Annotated in this window: 15 protein-coding genes and 3 pseudogenes; 14 read left to right on the top strand and 4 right to left on the bottom strand. The window is 72.2% G+C overall.

Going from position 1 to position 17,950, the window contains the following annotated elements; all coding sequences use genetic code 11:
- Positions 1–2: 2 nt before the first annotated feature.
- The 7 genes from DN051_RS32750 to mug all read left to right on the top strand — a co-directional run bounded on the left by DN051_RS32750 (position 3) and on the right by mug (position 8,656).
- Positions 3–2,570 (top strand): FtsX family ABC transporter permease, encoded by a 2,568-nt coding sequence (locus DN051_RS32750; protein WP_053757654.1) that lies wholly within the window; start codon positions 3–5, stop codon positions 2,568–2,570.
- 89 nt (positions 2,571–2,659) lie between these two features.
- Entirely contained in the window at positions 2,660–3,088 is a 429-nt protein-coding gene (locus DN051_RS32745; RefSeq protein ID WP_053757655.1) for a GNAT family N-acetyltransferase, read from the top strand.
- Positions 3,089–3,350: 262 nt separating this feature from the next.
- Positions 3,351–4,679, top strand: a complete 1,329-nt coding sequence (locus DN051_RS32740; protein WP_053757656.1) for a hemolysin family protein — start codon at positions 3,351–3,353, stop codon at positions 4,677–4,679.
- Positions 4,676–5,689, top strand: coding sequence for a hemolysin family protein (locus DN051_RS32735; protein WP_053757657.1), 1,014 nt, complete (start codon positions 4,676–4,678; stop codon positions 5,687–5,689). Before DN051_RS32740 ends, DN051_RS32735 begins: the two co-directional genes overlap by 4 nt.
- Positions 5,690–5,749: 60 nt before the next feature.
- Positions 5,750–6,553 carry an SGNH/GDSL hydrolase family protein gene (locus DN051_RS32730; protein WP_053757658.1) on the top strand — a complete coding sequence of 268 codons (804 nt, stop codon included), beginning with the start codon at positions 5,750–5,752 and terminating at the stop codon, positions 6,551–6,553.
- Positions 6,554–6,653: 100 nt separating this feature from the next.
- Complete coding sequence (purB, locus tag DN051_RS32725; protein WP_112440291.1) at positions 6,654–8,096, top strand: adenylosuccinate lyase; 1,443 nt, start codon at positions 6,654–6,656, stop codon at positions 8,094–8,096.
- A complete protein-coding gene (mug, locus tag DN051_RS32720) occupies positions 8,093–8,656 on the top strand; it encodes a G/U mismatch-specific DNA glycosylase (RefSeq protein ID WP_112440289.1) in 564 nt (187 codons plus the stop codon). The genes purB and mug overlap by 4 nt, the downstream gene beginning before the upstream one ends.
- A 140-nt stretch (positions 8,657–8,796) precedes the next feature.
- On the opposite strand, the gene DN051_RS32715 is transcribed toward mug, so the two are convergent.
- Positions 8,797–9,228 (bottom strand): hypothetical protein, encoded by a 432-nt coding sequence (locus DN051_RS32715; protein ID WP_053757661.1) that lies wholly within the window; start codon positions 9,226–9,228, stop codon positions 8,797–8,799.
- 36 nt (positions 9,229–9,264) lie between these two features.
- On the opposite strand from DN051_RS32715, the pseudogene DN051_RS46685 reads away from it, so the two are divergent.
- Positions 9,265–9,460, top strand: a pseudogene (locus DN051_RS46685) (response regulator); the annotation flags it as partial.
- On the opposite strand, the pseudogene DN051_RS46680 reads toward DN051_RS46685, so the two are convergent.
- Positions 9,458–9,557 (bottom strand): annotated as a pseudogene (locus DN051_RS46680) (PfkB family carbohydrate kinase); the annotation flags it as partial. The pseudogenes DN051_RS46685 and DN051_RS46680 sit on opposite strands and share 3 nt — an antisense overlap.
- Here DN051_RS46680 and DN051_RS46675 point away from each other — a divergent pair.
- Both DN051_RS46675 and DN051_RS32705 read left to right on the top strand, forming a co-directional pair.
- Positions 9,555–9,989 (top strand): annotated as a pseudogene (locus DN051_RS46675) (LuxR C-terminal-related transcriptional regulator); the annotation flags it as partial. The pseudogenes DN051_RS46680 and DN051_RS46675 overlap by 3 nt on opposite strands.
- Positions 9,990–10,085: 96 nt before the next feature.
- A complete protein-coding gene (locus DN051_RS32705; RefSeq protein ID WP_053757663.1) occupies positions 10,086–11,243 on the top strand; it encodes an ROK family transcriptional regulator in 1,158 nt (385 codons plus the stop codon).
- 117 nt (positions 11,244–11,360) lie between these two features.
- On the opposite strand, the gene DN051_RS32700 is transcribed toward DN051_RS32705, so the two are convergent.
- Together DN051_RS32700 and DN051_RS32695 are read right to left on the bottom strand one after the other, a co-directional pair.
- Positions 11,361–12,119 carry a GntR family transcriptional regulator gene (locus DN051_RS32700; RefSeq protein WP_053757664.1) on the bottom strand — a complete coding sequence of 253 codons (759 nt, stop codon included), beginning with the start codon at positions 12,117–12,119 and terminating at the stop codon, positions 11,361–11,363.
- A gap of 206 nt (positions 12,120–12,325) precedes the next feature.
- Complete coding sequence (locus DN051_RS32695; RefSeq protein ID WP_112442562.1) at positions 12,326–13,210, bottom strand: RNA polymerase sigma-70 factor; 885 nt, start codon at positions 13,208–13,210, stop codon at positions 12,326–12,328.
- Between the two features lie 168 nt (positions 13,211–13,378).
- Here DN051_RS32695 and DN051_RS32690 point away from each other — a divergent pair, with 168 nt between their 5' ends.
- The 4 genes from DN051_RS32690 to DN051_RS32675 all read left to right on the top strand — a co-directional run bounded on the left by DN051_RS32690 (position 13,379) and on the right by DN051_RS32675 (position 17,908).
- The gene (locus DN051_RS32690) at positions 13,379–14,209 is read left to right on the top strand and encodes an alpha/beta fold hydrolase (RefSeq protein ID WP_053757665.1); all 831 of its coding nucleotides are present in this window, start codon (positions 13,379–13,381) and stop codon (positions 14,207–14,209) included.
- A gap of 544 nt (positions 14,210–14,753) precedes the next feature.
- A complete protein-coding gene (locus DN051_RS32685) occupies positions 14,754–15,356 on the top strand; it encodes an HD domain-containing protein (RefSeq protein WP_112440287.1) in 603 nt (200 codons plus the stop codon).
- Positions 15,357–15,403: 47 nt separating this feature from the next.
- Positions 15,404–17,176, top strand: coding sequence for an NAD(P)/FAD-dependent oxidoreductase (locus tag DN051_RS32680; protein ID WP_112440285.1), 1,773 nt, complete (start codon positions 15,404–15,406; stop codon positions 17,174–17,176).
- Between the two features lie 282 nt (positions 17,177–17,458).
- Complete coding sequence (locus DN051_RS32675; RefSeq protein ID WP_053757668.1) at positions 17,459–17,908, top strand: RNA polymerase sigma factor; 450 nt, start codon at positions 17,459–17,461, stop codon at positions 17,906–17,908.
- The last annotated feature ends 42 nt before the right edge of the window (positions 17,909–17,950 follow it).

Here is a 17,950-nt window from a genome sequence, read left to right as displayed (position 1 = left end):
CCGTGCTCAAGGCGACGCTCAGGAGTTTCCTCGCCCACAAGGGACGGCTGCTGCTCTCGGCGCTGGCCGTCGTGCTGTCCGTGGCGTTCGTCGCGGGCAGCCTGATCTTCTCCGACACCGTCGGGCGCACCTTCGACCGGCTGTTCGCCTCGGCCGCGGCCGACGTCACCGTCAGCCCGAAGGAGACCCTCGCCGAGGCGGTGCCCTCCGGGGCGACGGCCACCCTGCCCGCCGCGCTCGCCGACCGGGTCGCCCGCATCGACGGGGTGGCCGCCGCCCGTGCCGAGGCCGAGGTCGCGAACATCACGGTCGTCGACGCGGACAACGAACCGGTCGGCCCCACGACCGGTGCCCCCACCCTCGGCAACAACTGGAACCCGACCGAACGCAGTCCGGTCGAGCTGACCTCGGGGCGCGCCCCGCGCGGGCCCACCGAGGCGATGATCGACTCGGAGACCGCGGACCGCAGGAACGTGCGGCTCGGGGACACCCTGACGGTGATCGCGGCGCCCGGGTCCTTCCGGGTCGAGGTCGTCGGCATCGTCACGTTCACCACCACCAATCCCGGTGCCGCGCTGGTCTTCGTCGACACCCCGACCGCGCAGACCGAGCTGCTGGGCGACCCGGGTGCCGCCACGAGCATCACCGTGGACGCGGCGCCGGGCGTCAGCGACGCTGCGCTCAAGAAGCGGATCGAGGCCGCGCTCGGCACCGGCCGCTACGACCTGCGCACCGCCGACGAGCAGGCCCGGTCGGACGTCGAGCAGTTGGGCGGCTTCCTCGACGTCATCAAGTACGTGATGCTCGGCTTCGCCGGGATCGCCGTCCTGGTCGGTGTGTTCCTGATCGTCAACACGTTCTCGATGCTGATCGCGCAGCGCACCCGTGAGCTGGGACTGCTGCGCGCGCTCGGTGCCGACCGGCGCCAGGTGCGCCGCTCGGTCCTCACCGAGGCGCTGCTGCTCGGCCTGGTCGGGTCCACGCTCGGGCTGGCCGTCGGCGTCGGACTCGCCGTCGGCCTCATCGAGCTGATGGGCCTGCTCGGCATGAACATCAAGTCCACCGAGATGGTCGTCGGCTGGGCGACACCCGTGACGGCGTACGTCGTCGGGGTCGGGGTGACCTTCGTCGCCGCGTACCTGCCGGCCCGGCGCGCGGCGGGCGTCCCGCCGATGGCGGCGCTCTCCGACGCCGAGATCGCCGGCGTGGGCCGGCCGCTCAAGGTGCGCGCGGTGGTCGGGTCCGTCGTGGGCGCGGCCGGCGCGGCGGCCCTGCTCGGCTGCGCGGTGGCCTCGGAGACCGGATCGGCCGCGTCGCTGCTGGGCCTCGGCATCGTTCTGACGCTCGTGGCCACCGTGATCGCGGGCCCACTGCTGGTGCGCCCGGTGATCCGCGTGCTCGGCGGCGCGTTCCCCGCCGTGTTCGGGTCCATCGGCCGGATGAGCCAGCGCAACGCCCTGCGCAACCCGCGGCGCACCGGCGCCACCGCCGCCGCCCTGATGGTGGGACTGGCGCTGGTCGGCGGGATGTCGGTGGCGAGCGCCTCCATGACGAAGTCGTTCGACGAGCAGATCGACCAGACCCTCGGCGCCGACTTCGTGATCCAGAACACCAACTTCGTACCGTTCCCGCGGGAGCTGACGGACCGGGTGCGGGACACCGAGGGCGTCGGCCTCGTGGTGCGCTCGCGCTTCGCGCCGATCGCGGTCGGCCTGCCCGACGGCGACCGGATCGAGACGACCGCCGCCGGCTACGACCCGCGGCTGGACGAGGTCGCCAACGTCGCCTACGCCCGGGGCGACAGCCCTTCGGCGCTGGCCGCCGGACACCTGGCCATGGACCTGGACTTCGCCCGCGACCACGGGGTGCGGCTGGGCAGCACGATCCCCGTCGAGTTCCAGGGCGGACGCGAGGCCCGGCTGACCGTCGGGGCCCTCACCGACCAGGAGTCGGCCGAGGGATTCGGCATGCAGGGCGGCATCTACCTGGGCCTCGGCACGCTGGAGCGGTACGCGCCGGGCGCGCAGGACTCCGCGCTGTACGTCAACGCCGGCCCGGGCACGGCCCCCGACGACCTGCGCGCCGGCCTGGAGCGGACCCTCGACGCGTATCCGCAGGTCGAGGTCCGGGACCTGGCGGACTACAAGGAACTCGTGCACAACCAGGTCGCCGTGCTGCTGTACCTCGTCTACGCCCTGCTCGGGCTCGCGATCATCATCGCGGTGCTCGGCGTGGTCAACACCCTCGCCCTGTCGGTCGTGGAACGCACCCGGGAGATCGGACTGCTGCGCGCCATCGGTCTCGGCCGGCGGCAGCTGCGCCGCATGATCCGGCTGGAGTCGGTGGTGATCGCGGTGTTCGGCGCGGTCCTCGGGCTGGGGCTGGGGCTGGTGTGGGGCGTGTGCGCCCAGCAGGTGCTGGCCCTCCAGGGCATGACCGCGTTCGCCGTGCCGTGGGGCACGATCCTCGCGGTCGTGGTCGGCTCGGCGGTGGTCGGCGTGGTCGCGGCGCTGCTGCCCGCGCTGCGCGCCTCCCGGATGAACGTGCTGGCGGCGATCGCGCACGAGTGACCGGGACGACCCGGAGCACGACGACGGACCGGCGTCCGGATGCTGGAACACCCGTGTCCGGGCGCGTCCGCCGGTGATGGGATCGCGGCATGACCGACGTGCGCATACGGGCCGCGACGCCCGAGGACCTCCCGACCGTGCTGGACTTCTGGAAGACGGCCGCCGAGGGGACGAGCATCAGCGACGACCTGGACGGGGTGCGGCGGCTGGTCGAGCGCGACCCGGACGCGCTGCTCCTGGCGGAACTCGACGGAGAGCTGGTCGGTACGGTCATCGCGGGCTTCGACGGCTGGCGCTGCCACCTGTACCGGCTGGCGGTGCATCCTCTGCGCCGCCGACGCGGCGTCGCCGGGGCGCTGCTGGCGGCCGCGGAGGAGCGGTTCGTACGACTGGGCGGGCGCCGCGTGGACGCGATGGTGCTGACCCGCAACGAGACCGCGCACCATGCGTGGCGGTCGGCGGGCTACGCGCCGCAGGAGGAATGGCGCCGCTGGTTGAAGCCGTTCGCCCGCTCCTGACACCCGCTGCCGACCCTTTAATCTTGGAGGACCACCCGGTCCACCGGCCCACGGATCGGCCGATCCGCCGGCCCACAGGTCCACACGTCCCCCGATCCACCGGTTCACGGGCCCACCGGTTCACGGGCCCACGGATCCACCCGGTGCCCCGGGGACCGGTCCTCCAAGAAAGGTGTGAGCGTCCGCCCATGGGCGAGCCTCCCAGTAGCAGCCGTCGCGCGTTCCTCCCTGCCCTGCCGGATCATGGGACGGAGGTGACCCGATGACCGAAGTGCTCCTCCTGCTGGTGGCGATCCTGCTGTCCCTCGCCTGCGGTGCCTTCGTGGCCGCCGAGTTCTCCCTGACCACGGTCGAGCGCAGCGACCTCGAACGGGCCGCGGAACGCGGCGAGCGCGGCGCCTCCGGAGCCCTGGCCGCCGTCCGGAAACTCACCTTCCAGCTCTCCGGCGCACAGCTCGGCATCACCGTCACCAACCTGGTGGTCGGCATGCTCGCCGAGCCGTCCATCGCCCGGCTGATCGCCGGCCCGCTGGAGTCCATGGGCATCCCCCGGTCCACCGCCTCCTCGATCGCCCTGGTGCTGGGCACCGCCCTGTCGACGGTCTTCCTGATGGTCGTGGGCGAGCTGGTGCCCAAGAACTGGGCGATCTCCTCGCCGCTGGCCGTGGCCAAGCGGGTGGGCAACGCCCAGCGGTGGTTCAGCGCGGTGTTCCGGCCGTTCATCACCCACCTCAACAACACGGCCAACCGCCTGGTGCGCCGTCTCGGCATCGAACCGGCCGAGGAACTCGCCTCCGCGCGCGGACCCCAGGAGCTGGCGGCCCTCGCCCGGCACTCCGCCCGGGAGGGAGCCCTGGAACCGGACACCGCCGAACTGTTCGTACGCACGCTGAACCTCGCCGACCTCACCGCGGAGAACGTGATGACCCCGCGCGTCCAGGTCGTCGCCCTCGACGCCCAGGCGACCTGCGAGGACGTCGCGAACGCGACCCGGGCCACGGGGCTGTCCCGGTTCCCCGTCTACCGGGGCAACCTCGACTCCGTCGTGGGCACCGCGCACATCAAGGACATCCTCGCGGTGCCCGCCGAGCACCGGCCCCGCGTGCCCGTCGCCGAGCTGATGCGCGAACCGCTGCTCGTCCCGGAGACGCTCACCGTGGACCGGCTCCTGGACCGGCTGTCCGGCCGGCGCACGATGGCCGTGATCATCGACGAGTACGGCGGCACCGCGGGCGTCGCGACGCTGGAGGACATCGTGGAGGAGGTCGTCGGCGAGGTGCGCGACGAGCACGACCCGCACGAGACCCCCGACCTCGCCCCGGCCGGCACCGACGAGGACGGCCACAGCCTGTACTCGGCCGACGGCGCCGCCCGCGTCGACCAGCTCGCCCGCGTCGGCCTGCGCTCACCGGAGGGACCCTACGAGACGCTCGCCGGCCTGGTCGCGACCCTGCTCGGACGCATACCCGCCGTCGGAGACACCGTCGAGGTGGCCGGCTGGCGGCTGAACGTGGTGGACGCGACGGGACGCAGGGCCGCACGGGTCCTGATGCACGCGCCCCTCGACGACGAGAAGGAGGCGCGCGCATGACCGTCGTACAGCTGCTGATCGGCCTGGCGACCCTGGTGGTGAACGCCTTCTTCGTGGGCGCCGAGTTCGCGCTGATCTCGGTGCGCCGCTCGCAGATCGAGCCGTACGCGGACCAGGGCGACCGCCGCGCCAAGAGCGTGCTGTGGGGTCTGGAGCACGTGTCGGCGCTGATGGCCGCCGCCCAGCTGGGCATCACGCTGTGCACCCTGGTGCTCGGCGTGGTCGCGGAACCGGCGATCGCGCATCTGCTGGAGCCGGTGTTCCACGCGGTGGGTGTGCCGAGCGGCGCGGGTCATGCCGTGTCCTTCGTGATCGCGCTGGCCCTGGCGACCTATCTGCACATGCTGCTCGGCGAGATGGTGCCGAAGAACATCGCGCTCGCGGAGCCGGTGCGCAGCGCCCTGCTGCTCGGCCCGCCGCTGGTGGCGCTGTCCCGGGCGCTGCGACCGGTGATCTTCACCATCAACGCCTTCGCCAACGCGCTGCTCAAGCTGATGCGGATCGAGGCCAAGAACGAGGTCACGGCGACGTTCTCCGACGCGGAGCTGGCCCGGCTGGTCAAGGACTCCGGTGCGGCGGGCCTGATCGACGTCCGGGCCCAGGAGCGGCTGCACGACGCCCTGGAACTGGGCCGTCGTCCGGTGCGGGACGTCGTGCTCCCGCTGGAGCAGGTCCTCTACGCGCGCGTGGGCGTCACTCCGGAGGAGGTGGAGCGGCTGTCCGCGGATTCCGGGTTCTCGCGCTTCCCCGTCGTGGACGAGGGACGCAGGATCATCGGCTACCTGCATGTGAAGGACGCCCTGGACGCCTCGCCGCGGGACGTGCCGTTCCGGCTGCGCGACATGCGGCCCATCGCTCGCGTCCGGGAGGCGACACCGCTGGACGACGTGCTCACCGCGATGCGCGGCAGCCGTACGCACCTGGCGGCCGTGCTCGGGTCGGACGGGAAGCTGGCCGGCCTGGTGACCATGGAGGACGTGCTGCGGGAGCTGTTCGGGCAGCGGACGTAGCCGGGGCCGGGAGGGCGACCGACCGACGGGTATGCGCCCCGGGATACCATCTCTGTCGCCATGCAGACGAACGCCACTCTCCCCCAGCACCAGAATCTCCCGTTCAGCAGCCTCGTCGCGGTCGGCGACTCCTTCACCGAAGGCATGTCGGACCTGCTGCCCGACGGCTCCTACCGGGGCTGGGCCGACCTCCTGGCGGCCCGGATGGCCGCCCGGACGCCCGGTTTCCGCTACGCCAATCTCGCCGTGCGCGGGAAGCTGATCCAGCAGATCGTCGACGAGCAGGTGGACGTGGCCGCCGCCATGGGCGCCGATGTGATCACTCTCGTCGGGGGTCTCAACGACACCCTGCGGCCGAAGTGCGACATGGGCCGGGTGCGCGGACTCCTGGAGGAGGCGGTGGAGCGGCTGGCCCCCGCGTGCCGGCAGCTCGTGCTGATGCGCAGCCCGGGGCGCCAGGGCCCGGTCCTGGACCGGTTCCGGCCGCGCATGGAGGAACTCTTCGCCTGCATCGACGAGCTGGCGGCACGGCACGGGGCACTGGTGGTCGACCTGTACGGGGCGCCGTCCCTCGGCGACCCGCGGCTGTGGGACGTGGACCGGCTGCATCTGACGGCCGAGGGCCACCGACGGGTCGCGGAGGCGGTGTGGCAGGTCCTCGGGCACGACGCCGAGGACCCGCACTGGCGCACCCCGATCGCGGCCACGCCGCCGCCGAACTGGACGGCACGCCGGACCGCCGACGTCCGCTTCGCCCGGCAGCATCTGCTGCCCTGGATAGGCCGCCGCCTGACCGGCCGGTCCTCCGGGGACGGCAGGCCGCCGAAGCGGCCCGAGCTGCTGCCCTACGAGGAAACGGCCTAGGCCCGTCGCCCCCGGGCGCCCGTGCCGGGCGGCCCTCGTAGGTTCCGACGAACGAACCGGTGGCGCTGGCCTGCACAAACCGCCAGTAGAATCCGTACACGTGACTTCTGCGCCCGCCAAGCCCCGCATCCCGAACGTCCTCGCCGGACGTTACGCCTCCGCCGAGCTCGCCACGCTCTGGTCGCCCGAGCAGAAGGTGAAGCTGGAGCGTCAGCTCTGGCTCGCCGTGCTGCGGGCCCAGAAGGATCTCGGCATCGAGGTGCCGGACGCGGCCATCGCCGACTACGAGCGCGTCCTCGACCAGGTCGACCTGGCCTCCATCGCCGAGCGCGAGAAGGTCACGCGGCACGACGTGAAGGCGCGGATCGAGGAGTTCAACGACCTCGCCGGGCACGAGCAGGTGCACAAGGGCATGACGTCCCGCGACCTGACCGAGAACGTCGAGCAGCTGCAGATCCGGCTCTCGCTGGAGCTGATGCGCGACCGTACGGTGGCCGTCCTCGCCCGTCTGGGCAGGCTGGCCGGCGAGTACGGCGAGCTGGTCATGGCCGGCCGCTCGCACAACGTCGCCGCGCAGGCCACCACCCTCGGCAAGCGCTTCGGCACCGCCGCCGACGAGCTGCTCGTCGCCCACGGCCGGATCGAGGACCTGCTCGCCCGCTATCCGCTGCGCGGCATCAAGGGCCCGGTCGGCACCGCCCAGGACATGCTGGACCTGCTGGGCGGCGACGCGGCGAAGCTGGCGGAGCTGGAGCAGCGGATCGCCGGGCACCTGGGCTTCTCGACGGCGTTCACCTCGGTCGGCCAGGTCTACCCGCGCTCCCTCGACTACGACGTCGTGACCGCGCTGGTGCAGCTGGCGGCGGCGCCGTCCTCGCTGGCGAAGACGATCCGCCTGATGGCCGGGCACGAGCTGGTCACCGAGGGGTTCAAGCCGGGTCAGGTCGGCTCCTCCGCGATGCCGCACAAGATGAACACCCGTTCCTGCGAGCGCGTCAACGGCCTGATGGTGATCCTGCGCGGCTACGCCTCGATGACCGGCGAGCTGGCGGGCGACCAGTGGAACGAGGGCGACGTGTCCTGCTCGGTGGTGCGCCGCGTCGCGCTGCCGGACGCGTTCTTCGCGCTGGACGGTCTGCTGGAGACGTTCCTGACGGTACTGGACGAGTTCGGCGCGTTCCCGGCGGTCGTGGCGCGGGAGCTGGACCGCTATCTGCCGTTCCTGGCGACGACCAAGGTGCTGATGGCATCGGTGCGTGCCGGGGTCGGCCGTGAGGTCGCGCACGAGGCGATCAAGGAGAACGCGGTGGCCTGCGCCCTCGCGATGCGCGAGCAGGGTGCCGAGCGCAACGAGCTGCTCGACCGGCTCGCCGCCGACGAGCGCATCCCGCTGGACCGCGCGGCGCTCGACGAGCTGATGGCCGACAAGCTGTCGTTCACCGGTGCCGCCGCCGACCAGGTGGCCGTCGTCGTCGGCCGGATCGAGGAACTGGTCAAGCAGCGCCCCGAGGCCGCGGGCTACACCCCGGGAGCCATCCTCTGAGGCGTTTCACCGCACAGGAGTTGGAGGCCGCCCGCGACCGTCTCGTACCGGACGTGGCCGCGGACGGCCTGCGGGTGCTGTTCTGCGGTATCAACCCGGGTCTGATGACCGCGGCGACGGGCCATCACTTCGCCCGTCCGGGCAACCGCTTCTGGCCGGTGCTGCATCTGTCGGGGTTCACACCCCGGCTGCTGAAGCCGTCCGAGCAGGGCGAGCTGCTGACGTACGGGCTCGGGATCACCAACGTGGTGGCCCGGGCGACGGCGCGGGCGGACGAGCTGGGTGCCGAGGAGTACCGCAAGGGCGGGCGGCTGCTGTCCGACAAGGTCGAACGGCTGCGGCCCGCCTGGCTGGCGGTGGTGGGGATCACCGCCTACCGGGCCGCGTTCGAGGACCGCGGGGCCCGGGTGGGGCCGCAGTCGCTGCGCATCGGGGACACCCGGGTGTGGGCGCTGCCCAATCCCAGCGGACTGAACGCGCACTGGACCGCGGCGACGATGGCCGAGGAGTTCGCCCGGCTGCGGGAGGCCGCCGGGGTCGAGGACCGCTCCGGCGCCTGACCGCGCCTCGGGCCGCGACCCTGCCGTGCGGGGCGCGGGCGGGTACCGGGACGTCGGAGCCGGTCCCTGTCGGTGGCAGACGTGAGGGCGGATCCGGATCGGTGACGGGCATCAGGGCGGGTCCGAATCGGTGACGGATGTCAGGGCGGGTCCGTGTCCGTGACGACGGCCAGCAGGCGGGCCGCGTCCGTCTCCTCCCGGTCCGTGACGCCGACGGCGACCCATCGGCCGCTCTCGGCGGCCCGCCAGACGTACACCTCGTCGGCCAGGACGCTGAGGCTCGCCCAGGGCTCCGGTATCTCCTCGCCGCGCTCACCGCGCGTCCTGAGCGTCAGCATCCCCCAAGGGTGGGTCGCCCCCCATCTGGCGTGCAGCCGCTGGGCTATGCCCTCCTTGCAGGCGTCCAGGTCCGCGGCCTCCGCCGCCCCGTGGGCGCGGTCGGACGTGCCGGCGGCCAACTGCGCCATGTGGAAGCCCGGACCCTCCCGGCCGGCGTCCGACCAGCCGTGCTCCGCCGGAAAAGGGCGAAGGCACAGCTGGTCGATCGTGTCCAGGCACCGCGCGATGTTCATGGCTCCCAGTAAACCCGGCGGCACTGACAATTGGCGGTGCGTCAGGCGTCCTTGCGCCGCAGGCTCCTGAAGCCCGCCGCCAGCACGGCCGAGGTCGTCGGGGAGGCCGCCGACGGGGCGGCGGTGATTCCGCTGGTGCGCAGACTGCGGCCGGACGTCGTCGCGATGGATGTACGGATGCCGCTGATGGACGGGCTCGAAGCCACCCGCGCGGTGCTGCGGACGGTGGACGAGCCGACCGCGCCGATCATCGAGACGGTCGCGCCGGCCCGGGCGGCGGCGATCGCCTGGTTGGCGCCCTTGCCGCCGGGGACCGTGCGGAACTCCCGTCGAAGATCCTGGTGGTGACGACGTTCGAGAACGACGAGCACGTGTACGCGGCACTGCGGGCCGGCGCCGACGGGTTTCTGCTGAAGCGGGCCCGGCCGGCCGAGATCGTCCACGCGGTGCGCCTGATCGCCGAGGGCGAGTCGCTGCTGTTCCCGGCGTCGGTGCGGCAACTGGCCGCCGAGTACGGCGAGAGCGGCGGGAATCGCGCGGCGCGGGCGGTGCTGGACCGGGCCCGGCTGACGGAGCGGGAAGCGGAGGTGCTGCGGCTGATGACGCGCGGTCTGTCGAACGCGGAGATCGCCGGGCAACTGCTGGTCGGCACCGAGACGGTGAAGCCCCATGTGAGCGCGGTGCTGACGAAACTCGGTGCGCGAGATCGCACTCAGGCGGTCATCACCGCCTACGAATCGGGGTTCGTCGCGCCGGGCTGAGCGTGATCGTCGGCGAATGGCGGGCCCTTGGCACTCGCCGGTGTCGGCCGTGTTGAGTACCATCCGGCAGACACGCGCGAGCTGGGAGGACGGACGTTGGGGCGGCTGACCGGCGGGGATCCCTCGCTGTTGCGAAGGATCAACTCCGCGGTGGTGCTGCACGCTCTGCGTGCCACGGACTGCGCGACTCTGACGGAGATCACGCGGGTCACGGGGCTGTCCCGGCCGACCGTGGAGGGTGTCGTCGAGGGGCTCATAGAGGCCGGTCTCGTGGTGGAGACGGCGGCCGAGGAGGGCGCCGCCCGGCGTCAGGGGCGGCCGGCGCGGCGGTTCCGGTTCCGGGCCGAGGCGGGGCATCTGCTGGGGCTGGAGATCGGGGCGCACCGGGTCGCCGCGGTGCTGGCCGACCTCGACGGCCGGGTGGTCGGCGCGCAGGCCAAGGACGTCGACGAGACGGCGCACGCGGACGAGCGCCTCGAGCGCCTGCGCACCGCGGTGGCCGAACTGCTGCGCCGGGCCGGAGTGGCGCGCGGCTCGCTGCGGGCGGTGGGCGTCGCGACGCCGGGGATCGTCGAGGCGGACGGCACCGTACGGCTGGGGACGGCGCTGCCCGGATGGACGGGGCTGCGGCTCGGTGAGCGGCTGAGCCGCTCGTTCAAGTGCCCGGTCCTGGTGGAGAACGACGCCAACGCGGCGGCGGTCGCCGAGCACTGGAAGGGGTGCGCCACCGAGTCCGACGACATCGTGTTCGTGCTGGCGGGACTCAGTCCGGGCGCGGGTTCGCTGATCGGGGGGCGGCTGCACCGCGGATTCGGCGGGGCGGCCGGTGAGATCGGGGCGCTGCACCTGCTGGGCCGTGAGGTGACGCCGGAGACCCTGCTCTCCATGACGGACGAGCCGCTGCACCCGCTGGACGAGCAGGCGGTCGCCAAGGTGTTCGCGCAGGCCCGTCAGGGCGACGCGCAGGCCATGGCCGCCGTCGAACGCTTCATCCAGCGGCTGGTGCACGACGTGGCCGCTCTCGTCCTGGCCCTCGATCCGGAGCTGGTCGTCATCGGCGGCTGGGCCGCGGGCCTGGACGGAGTCCTGGACCCGCTGCGGCGCGAACTGGCGCGCTACTGCCTGCGCCCGCCGAAGGTCACTCTGTCCCTGCTCGGTGAGGCCGCGGTGGCGACGGGCGCGCTGCGGCTCGCCCTCGACCACGTCGAGGAACAGCTGTTCGCGGTCGAGAGCACGGTCACGGCGCGGCACTGAGGTCACACCCCGCGCCGGTCCGCCGTCGGCTTCGGGCGGCACGGCGGACACCGGCGGCACACGGCGCGGCGCGCCCCGGGAGTCCCCGGGGCACGGCGGTTCGGGCCGGAGCGGGCGTCAGGAAGCGTGGCGGTGCGGGTGGTGGATCTCCACGCCGCCCGAATCGCCGAAGGTCAGCCGGCAGGTGTCCGCGCGGTACGTGGCCACGGAGAGCGCGGCGGTGCGCGCCCCGGCGACGTAGCGGGTGGTGACGACCAGTACGGGGGCGCCCGGCAGTCGGTCCAGTTCCTTCGCGTCGTCGGCGCGGGCCGAGCCCAGCTCCACGGCGCTGTCCTGGCCCTCCAGCTCCAGCCGGTGGAGTTCGCGCAGCAGCGCCCGCGCGTGTGCCGCACCCGCGGGGGCGTCGATGGCGGACAGGTCCGGCACCGACGACGCCGGGACGTAGAGCAGTTCGGCGGCGACCGGCTGACCGTGCGACATCCGGGTGCGGCGCACGGTGTGCACGGGCTCGTCGCGGCCGGTCTCCAGGATGTCGGCCACCGCGGCCGGCGGCGCGGCCTCGGTGCAGTCGACGCTCTGCCATGCGTCGCCGGGCCCGCCCGGCCAGACGTGCTGTTCGGTACCGACGGACACGCCCATGCGCGGCGGGGCGACGGTCGTGCCGACACCGCGGCGGCGCTGCAGACGGCCTTCCAGTTCGAGCTGCTCCAGTGCCTGGCGGAGCGTGGCGCGGGCGACGCCGAAACGGGCGGCGAGGTCGCGTTCGTTGGGCAGGATCTCGCCCACGGAGAACTCGGAGTCGAGTGCCTCCGTGAGTACGGTCTTGAGGTGCCAGTATTTTGGTTCCGGCACCGATTCGAGCTGCGTGGTCCCCACCCTGTCCTCCGCAATCGCCGTGATCCGGCGGCGTTTTAGCGCCCTTGTTTATTAAAGGTTGTTGCACTTATCTGCGACGATAGGACGGCCCCCACCCTTGGTCAAGACCAATCATCGATCGCCCGGGTGACACCCGAGCGCGGCGCGGCACAGCGTTCACGGAGCGTTCGTGATCCGGCGCCCGCGTGACGTGCCGGCCAACGGCGTCACAAGCCGGTCAGCGATCGCAGCTTGTCGGGGTTGCGGACGACGTAGACGCACTGGATTCGGCCGTCGAGGACGTCCAGCTGGAACACGCTGTCGGGCTCTTTGCCGGACAGGGTCAGCACCGCGGGACCACCGTTGATCTCCACGAACCGGAAGGACATGTCCTCCACACCCTTGCGGGCCGCGCCGAGCAGGAAGCGGCCCACGTGGTCGGCGCTCTCCAGCACCCGCAGGGGCGCCTTGGCCTTGCCCCCGCTGTCGCCGACGAGCCGCACGTCGGGGGCGAGCAGGGACAGCAGGCCGTCCAGGTCGCCGTCCGCCGCGGCGGCCAGGAACCGCTCGGTGACGTCGCGGCGCTGGACGGGGTCGACGTCGTAGCGCGCCCGCCGCTCCTCGACGTGCTTGCGGGCACGGCCGGCCAGCTGCCGTACGGCAGGCTCCGCCCGGTCGAGCATGGCGGCGATCTCCGCGTACGGGTGCCCGAAGGCCTCGCGCAGCACGAACACCGCTCGCTCCAGCGGCGACAACCACTCCAGCACGACCAGCACGGCGAACGAGACGGAGTCGGCGAGCACCGCCCGTTCCGCGGTGTCGGGGACCTCGCCGCCGAACGTGGTGACGTAGGGCTCGGGCAGCCAGGGGCCGACGTAGGCCTCGTTGCGGGCCTTGATCTGGCGGAGCCGGTCGACGGCGAGGCGGGTGGTGACCCGCACCAGGAACCCGCGCGGTTCGCGGACGTCGGCCCGATCGGCGCCGGACCAGCGCAACCATGCCTCCTGGACGACGTCCTCGGCGTCCGCCACGCGGCCCAGCATGCGGTAGGCGACGCCTTGCAGAACGGCGCGGTGCTCCTCGAAGACCTCGGTGGCTGCGTCGATGGTCACGTCCCCATCCCAGCCGAGTCGTCCCGTCGTGTCCAGGCTGTTTCCGCCCGCGGGCGTGGCGCGCCGGGCACCGGCCCGGTCGGCCGGCACTCGGGCTACCGATGGGTAGCTATTGCTGACAAGGTGTCTACAGCGCATCCGGCGCACGACGTCCCGGCGAGGAGCCGTATGTCCACCACCCTCTCCTTCGAGGTCCACACCCCGCTCGGCCCACGGAGCGTGACCCTGTCCTACGCGCGCGTGGGCACGGGTGCGCCCCTGCTCCTGCTGCACGGCATAGGCCATCACCGGCAGGCGTGGGACCCGGTGATACCCGTGCTGGCGGCCGAGCGCGACGTGATCGCCGTGGACCTGCCGGGGTGCGGCGAGTCGCCGGCCCTTCCGGACGGGCTCACGCACGACCTGCCGACCATGACCGCCGTGCTCACCGGGCTGTGCGAGGCGCTGGAGCTGGACCGCCCGCACGTGGCGGGGAACTCGCTGGGCGGCCTGCTCGCTCTGGAACTCGGTCGCGACCGGCTGGTCCGGTCGGTCACCGCGCTGTCCCCGGCCGGGTTCTGGTCGCAGCTGGAGCGGCGCTACGCCTTCGGCGTCCTGATGACGATGCGGCAGATCGCCCGGCGGATGCCGTCGCCGCTGGTCGAGCGGCTCGCCCGCCCCGCGGTCGGCCGTACGCTCCTGACGAGCACCATCTACGCGCGCCCGGCCCGGCGTTCTCCCGAGGCCGTCGTGGCGGAGACGTTGGCACTCGCGCGTGCCGAGGGCTTCACACAGACGCTGCGGACGGGCCGCCGGGTGCAATTCACCGACGACGTGCCAGGGATACCGGTCACCGTGGCCTGGGGCAGCAGGGACCGGCTGCTCGTCCCCCGGCAGGGCGTCCGCGCCAAGTACGTCATCCCCCGGGCCCGGCTGGTCCGGCTGCCCGGCTGCGGACACGTGCCGATGAACGACGACCCGGCACTGGTCGCCCGCGTGCTTCTCGACGGCAGCCGCTGACCGGGGGCGGCGTCAGGAGGCCGTGCCGCCGGAGCGGGGGCGCGGCCTCGGTCCTGATGTAGCCGCATTGCCGAAGGCACCGTGCACCGGCACGACGGGACGCGGGTGTTCCCGGACGGCGGCCGGTCCCGGTCGTCCGCTCCGGCCTCGGTGTCGAGGGCGGCGACGAGTTGCGTGCCGCTTCGGCGCGCCCGGGGAGTCGATCAGCGCGCCATGGCTTCCGGCGAGGCGGTCAGTGGGCGTTCGCGGTCGATCCGCACGGCGGGCACGGTCCGGATCCCGCCCGTCCTCCCCTGTGCCCGAACACTGCGGGCGCAGGCGGCGGAAGTGCGTGGCGGACGGCCCTCGACGCGGCGTGCACCCTGCGCTTCGGGCCGTGCGGCTGCACGCCCGCCGGCGGCCCCGGACCCGCTCGGTTCGCCGGCCCGGGGGCGAAGACCGGCCAAGCTCGAAGCGGTGCGGTGGGTGCGGCAGGGGTGACGGAACCGAGTGCGTAAGAGAGGGGGAGAGCACTCAACAGGTTCACTGCGCAAGGGAGTCGGGGATGGCCGCGAAGCCGCCACGGATGCTGCCGGAGGCGTGGCACCCCCTGCTCGCCCGGCCCCCGCTGGCCGGGCTGCTCGGGCAACCGCTGGTGGACCGGGCGCTGTCGGAGATGCACCGGCTGCTGCCGCCCCGTGTGGCACTGCACTCGCTGCGGACGTTCCTGCTGGCCGATGCCCACGCGCGGGTGCGGGGGCTCGACTGCGACCGGGCCGGGCTCCTGGCCGCGGCGGCGTTCCACGACACCGGGCTGACCGCGCACGCCCCCCGGGTGCCCGGTGGATTCCCGTGCCGTTCGGCGGCCCTGCTGGACCGCTTCCTGGCCGCTGAACAGGTCGACCGGGACCGGCGCGACGCCCTGACCCGGGCCGTCCGCGAGCACCTGCGGCCGCTCCCGTCGCGTACCGCCGGTGCCGAGGCGAGGCTGCTGCACTTCGGGGCCTGGCTGGATGTCACCGGCCGGGGCGCGCGGCACGTCCCGGGCGAGCGGCGGCAGCTGTCCGACCTGGCCCCGACGCCCTGGTTCGCCGTCACGTTCTCCGCCCGGGTGGCCGTCTGCGGGCTGCGCCGGGCACTGCCGTACCCCTCGGGCCCCGCCCGCTGAGCAGCGGCGCGGCGACTCGCCCTTCCCGTCGCGAAAGGACCCCAGACATGCAAGAGGACCAGCGTGTGTTCGATGTCGCCGTCGTGGGCGGTGGCCTCGGCGGGACGATGCTGGCGGCGATCCTCGCCCGCCACGGTGTGCGTGTGCTGCTGCTGGAGGGCAGCGGTCATCCCCGGTTCGCCATCGGTGAGTCCACCGTTCCCGAGACCACCTTCGGACTGCGGGTCCTGGCCCGCCGCTACGACGTACCGGAGATCGAGCACCTGGCGACCAACGGCGCCCTGCGCCGCCATGTGTCGTCCAACTGCGGGGTGAAGCGGAACTTCAGCTTCGTCTATCACCGGGAGGGCGAGCCCACCCGCGCGGAGGAGTGCACCCAGTACCCGACGTGGGGCCCGCCGCTCGGCCCCGACTCGCACTACCTCCGGCAGGACGTCGACGCCTACATGTTCCACGTCGCCGTGTCCTACGGCGCGACCGCGCACACCCACACGGTCGTCGACGACGTGAAGTTCGAGGAGAACGGCGCCACCATCGTCACCCGGGACAACGGCACCTTCCAGGCGTCGTACGTGGTCGATGCCGGCGGTGTGCGGGCCGTGCTCCCCGAACGCCTGGGGCTGCGGCAGGAGCCGCCCTACCGAACGCGCTCGCGCACCGTCTTCACCCACATGGTGAACGTGCGGCCCTTCGACACCGTCGCTCCGCCGCGGCGCCTGCACGGCATGCCGAGCCCGTTCAGCCAGGGCACGCTGCACCATCTGTTCCCGGGCGGCTGGTTCTGGGTGATCCCGTTCGACAACCACTCCGCCGGCACGAGCGAGCTGTGCAGCGTCGGCGTCAATCTCGACCTGGACCGGTATCCCCGGCCCGAGGGCGAGGGCGCGGAGGAGGAGTTCTGGCGCCACGTCCGCCGGTTCCCCAGCGTGGCGGCGCAGTTCGAGCGGGCGCGGGCGGTACGGCCGTACGTGTCCACCGACCGCACCCAGTTCTCGTCGCGGACGGTGGTCGGCGACCGTTGGTGCCTGCTGCCGCACGCGAGCGACTTCATCGACCCGCTGTTCTCCAGCGGACTCGCGGTCACCGTGATGACCCTGAACGCGCTGAGCCACCGGCTCATCGACGCGGTCCGCCACGACGACTTCGACCCCTCCCGCTTCGCGTACCTGGAGGAGTGGATCAAGCGGATGTTCCGCTTCTACGACGACCTGGTGTCGTGCAGCTATGTGGCCTTCGACGACTTCGAGCTGTGGAACGCCTGGAACCGCGTGTGGACCATCACGACGCTGTACGGGACCAATGCGCAGAACCAGGCCGCCGTCGCCTTCGAGAAGACACACGACCCGGCCTCGTTCGACGCGCTGGAGACACCGCCCTACCGGGGTCTCCAAGGAGTCGACAACCCTTGGGTGGAGCAACTCTTCAACCGCTCCCGGGACGCCGTACTCGCTTATCGCGACGGGCAGTTGACGAAGGACCAGGCCGTGGAGCGGATCTTCACCCTGCTGCGGGAGAGCGAGCTGTGCCCGGCCGTCTGGGGCACGCTGGATCCCGAGGACCGCTGCCCGTCGGGGGTGTTCACGCTCTGGCCCCTGATGAAGATCCTGCTCTGGGGCAAGTTCCGCTCCCCACGGCATGTGCGGGGCGCGTACTTCACCGGCGGCGCACGCCTCGTGGGCAAGGAGGCGGCGCAGGTCTACGGTGCCGAGCTGCGGCGCGGTGTCTCACAGGTGCACCAGACCGCAAGGGACATGTGGTGCAACTGGAACCGGGACTGGGCCCATCGTCCGACCTCTCGGGATATTCGTATGAAGAAATGACCGCAGAGCCGCACCCGTCCGACCGGTCGCGTTCCGAAAACATTCACGGTCGGCGCGGCAAGAAGCGAACGATTTCCGCCCGTCCGAAAGTCCGAAGTCACGGTTTTATCATCCCGGCACCCGGGTAGGAAAGCCGTACGGCCGATGAAATAGAAATCCGGCTGCGATCCCCCCTGCCTCACCGAGAGACAACGGGCTGAAATTTCCATGGCACCAAATTCCACCTGCCAATCGCCCGCTCCCTGCTCCTGGGAAGAAATCTTCCAGCACCAGGACCGGCTCATGCGGATGGTTCGGCGAAGACTCCCGAGTCATCAGGACGCCGAGGACTGCGTCCAGGAGACCATGGCCCGCGCCGCCGCGCACACCGCCCTCGACCGGAATCGGCTCGGCCCCTTTCTGACCTCCGTGGCGCTACGCCTCTGCATCGACTTCTACCGCGACCTGGAACGTCGCCGCCGACTGCTCCAGCGGACGGCCTTCCTGGACTCGCCCGGAACGACCGAGGAAGACATCTGCGACGAGGATTTCGGAAGATGGCTTCTGGAGCAGGTCAGATTTCTGCGCGGACGCGAACAGGAAGTAATACTCGCGCGCGCCGCAGGCATTTCCACCGCCGAATTCGCCCGACTCCACAACATCTCCATCAAAGCCGCCGAGGCCGCGTTCACCCGTGGTAGAGCACGACTGAAAATGGTGTGCGTGAAAGCCATGGAGGACCGCCTCGGATAAAGCTCCTCCGATATGCACGAACCACCCCGCGAAAACCCGAAG

Source organism: Streptomyces cadmiisoli, assembly GCF_003261055.1.
In the GTDB taxonomy this organism is placed as follows: Bacteria; Actinomycetota; Actinomycetes; order Streptomycetales; family Streptomycetaceae; genus Streptomyces; species Streptomyces cadmiisoli.
This window is presented reverse-complemented; position numbering and strand designations above follow the sequence as displayed.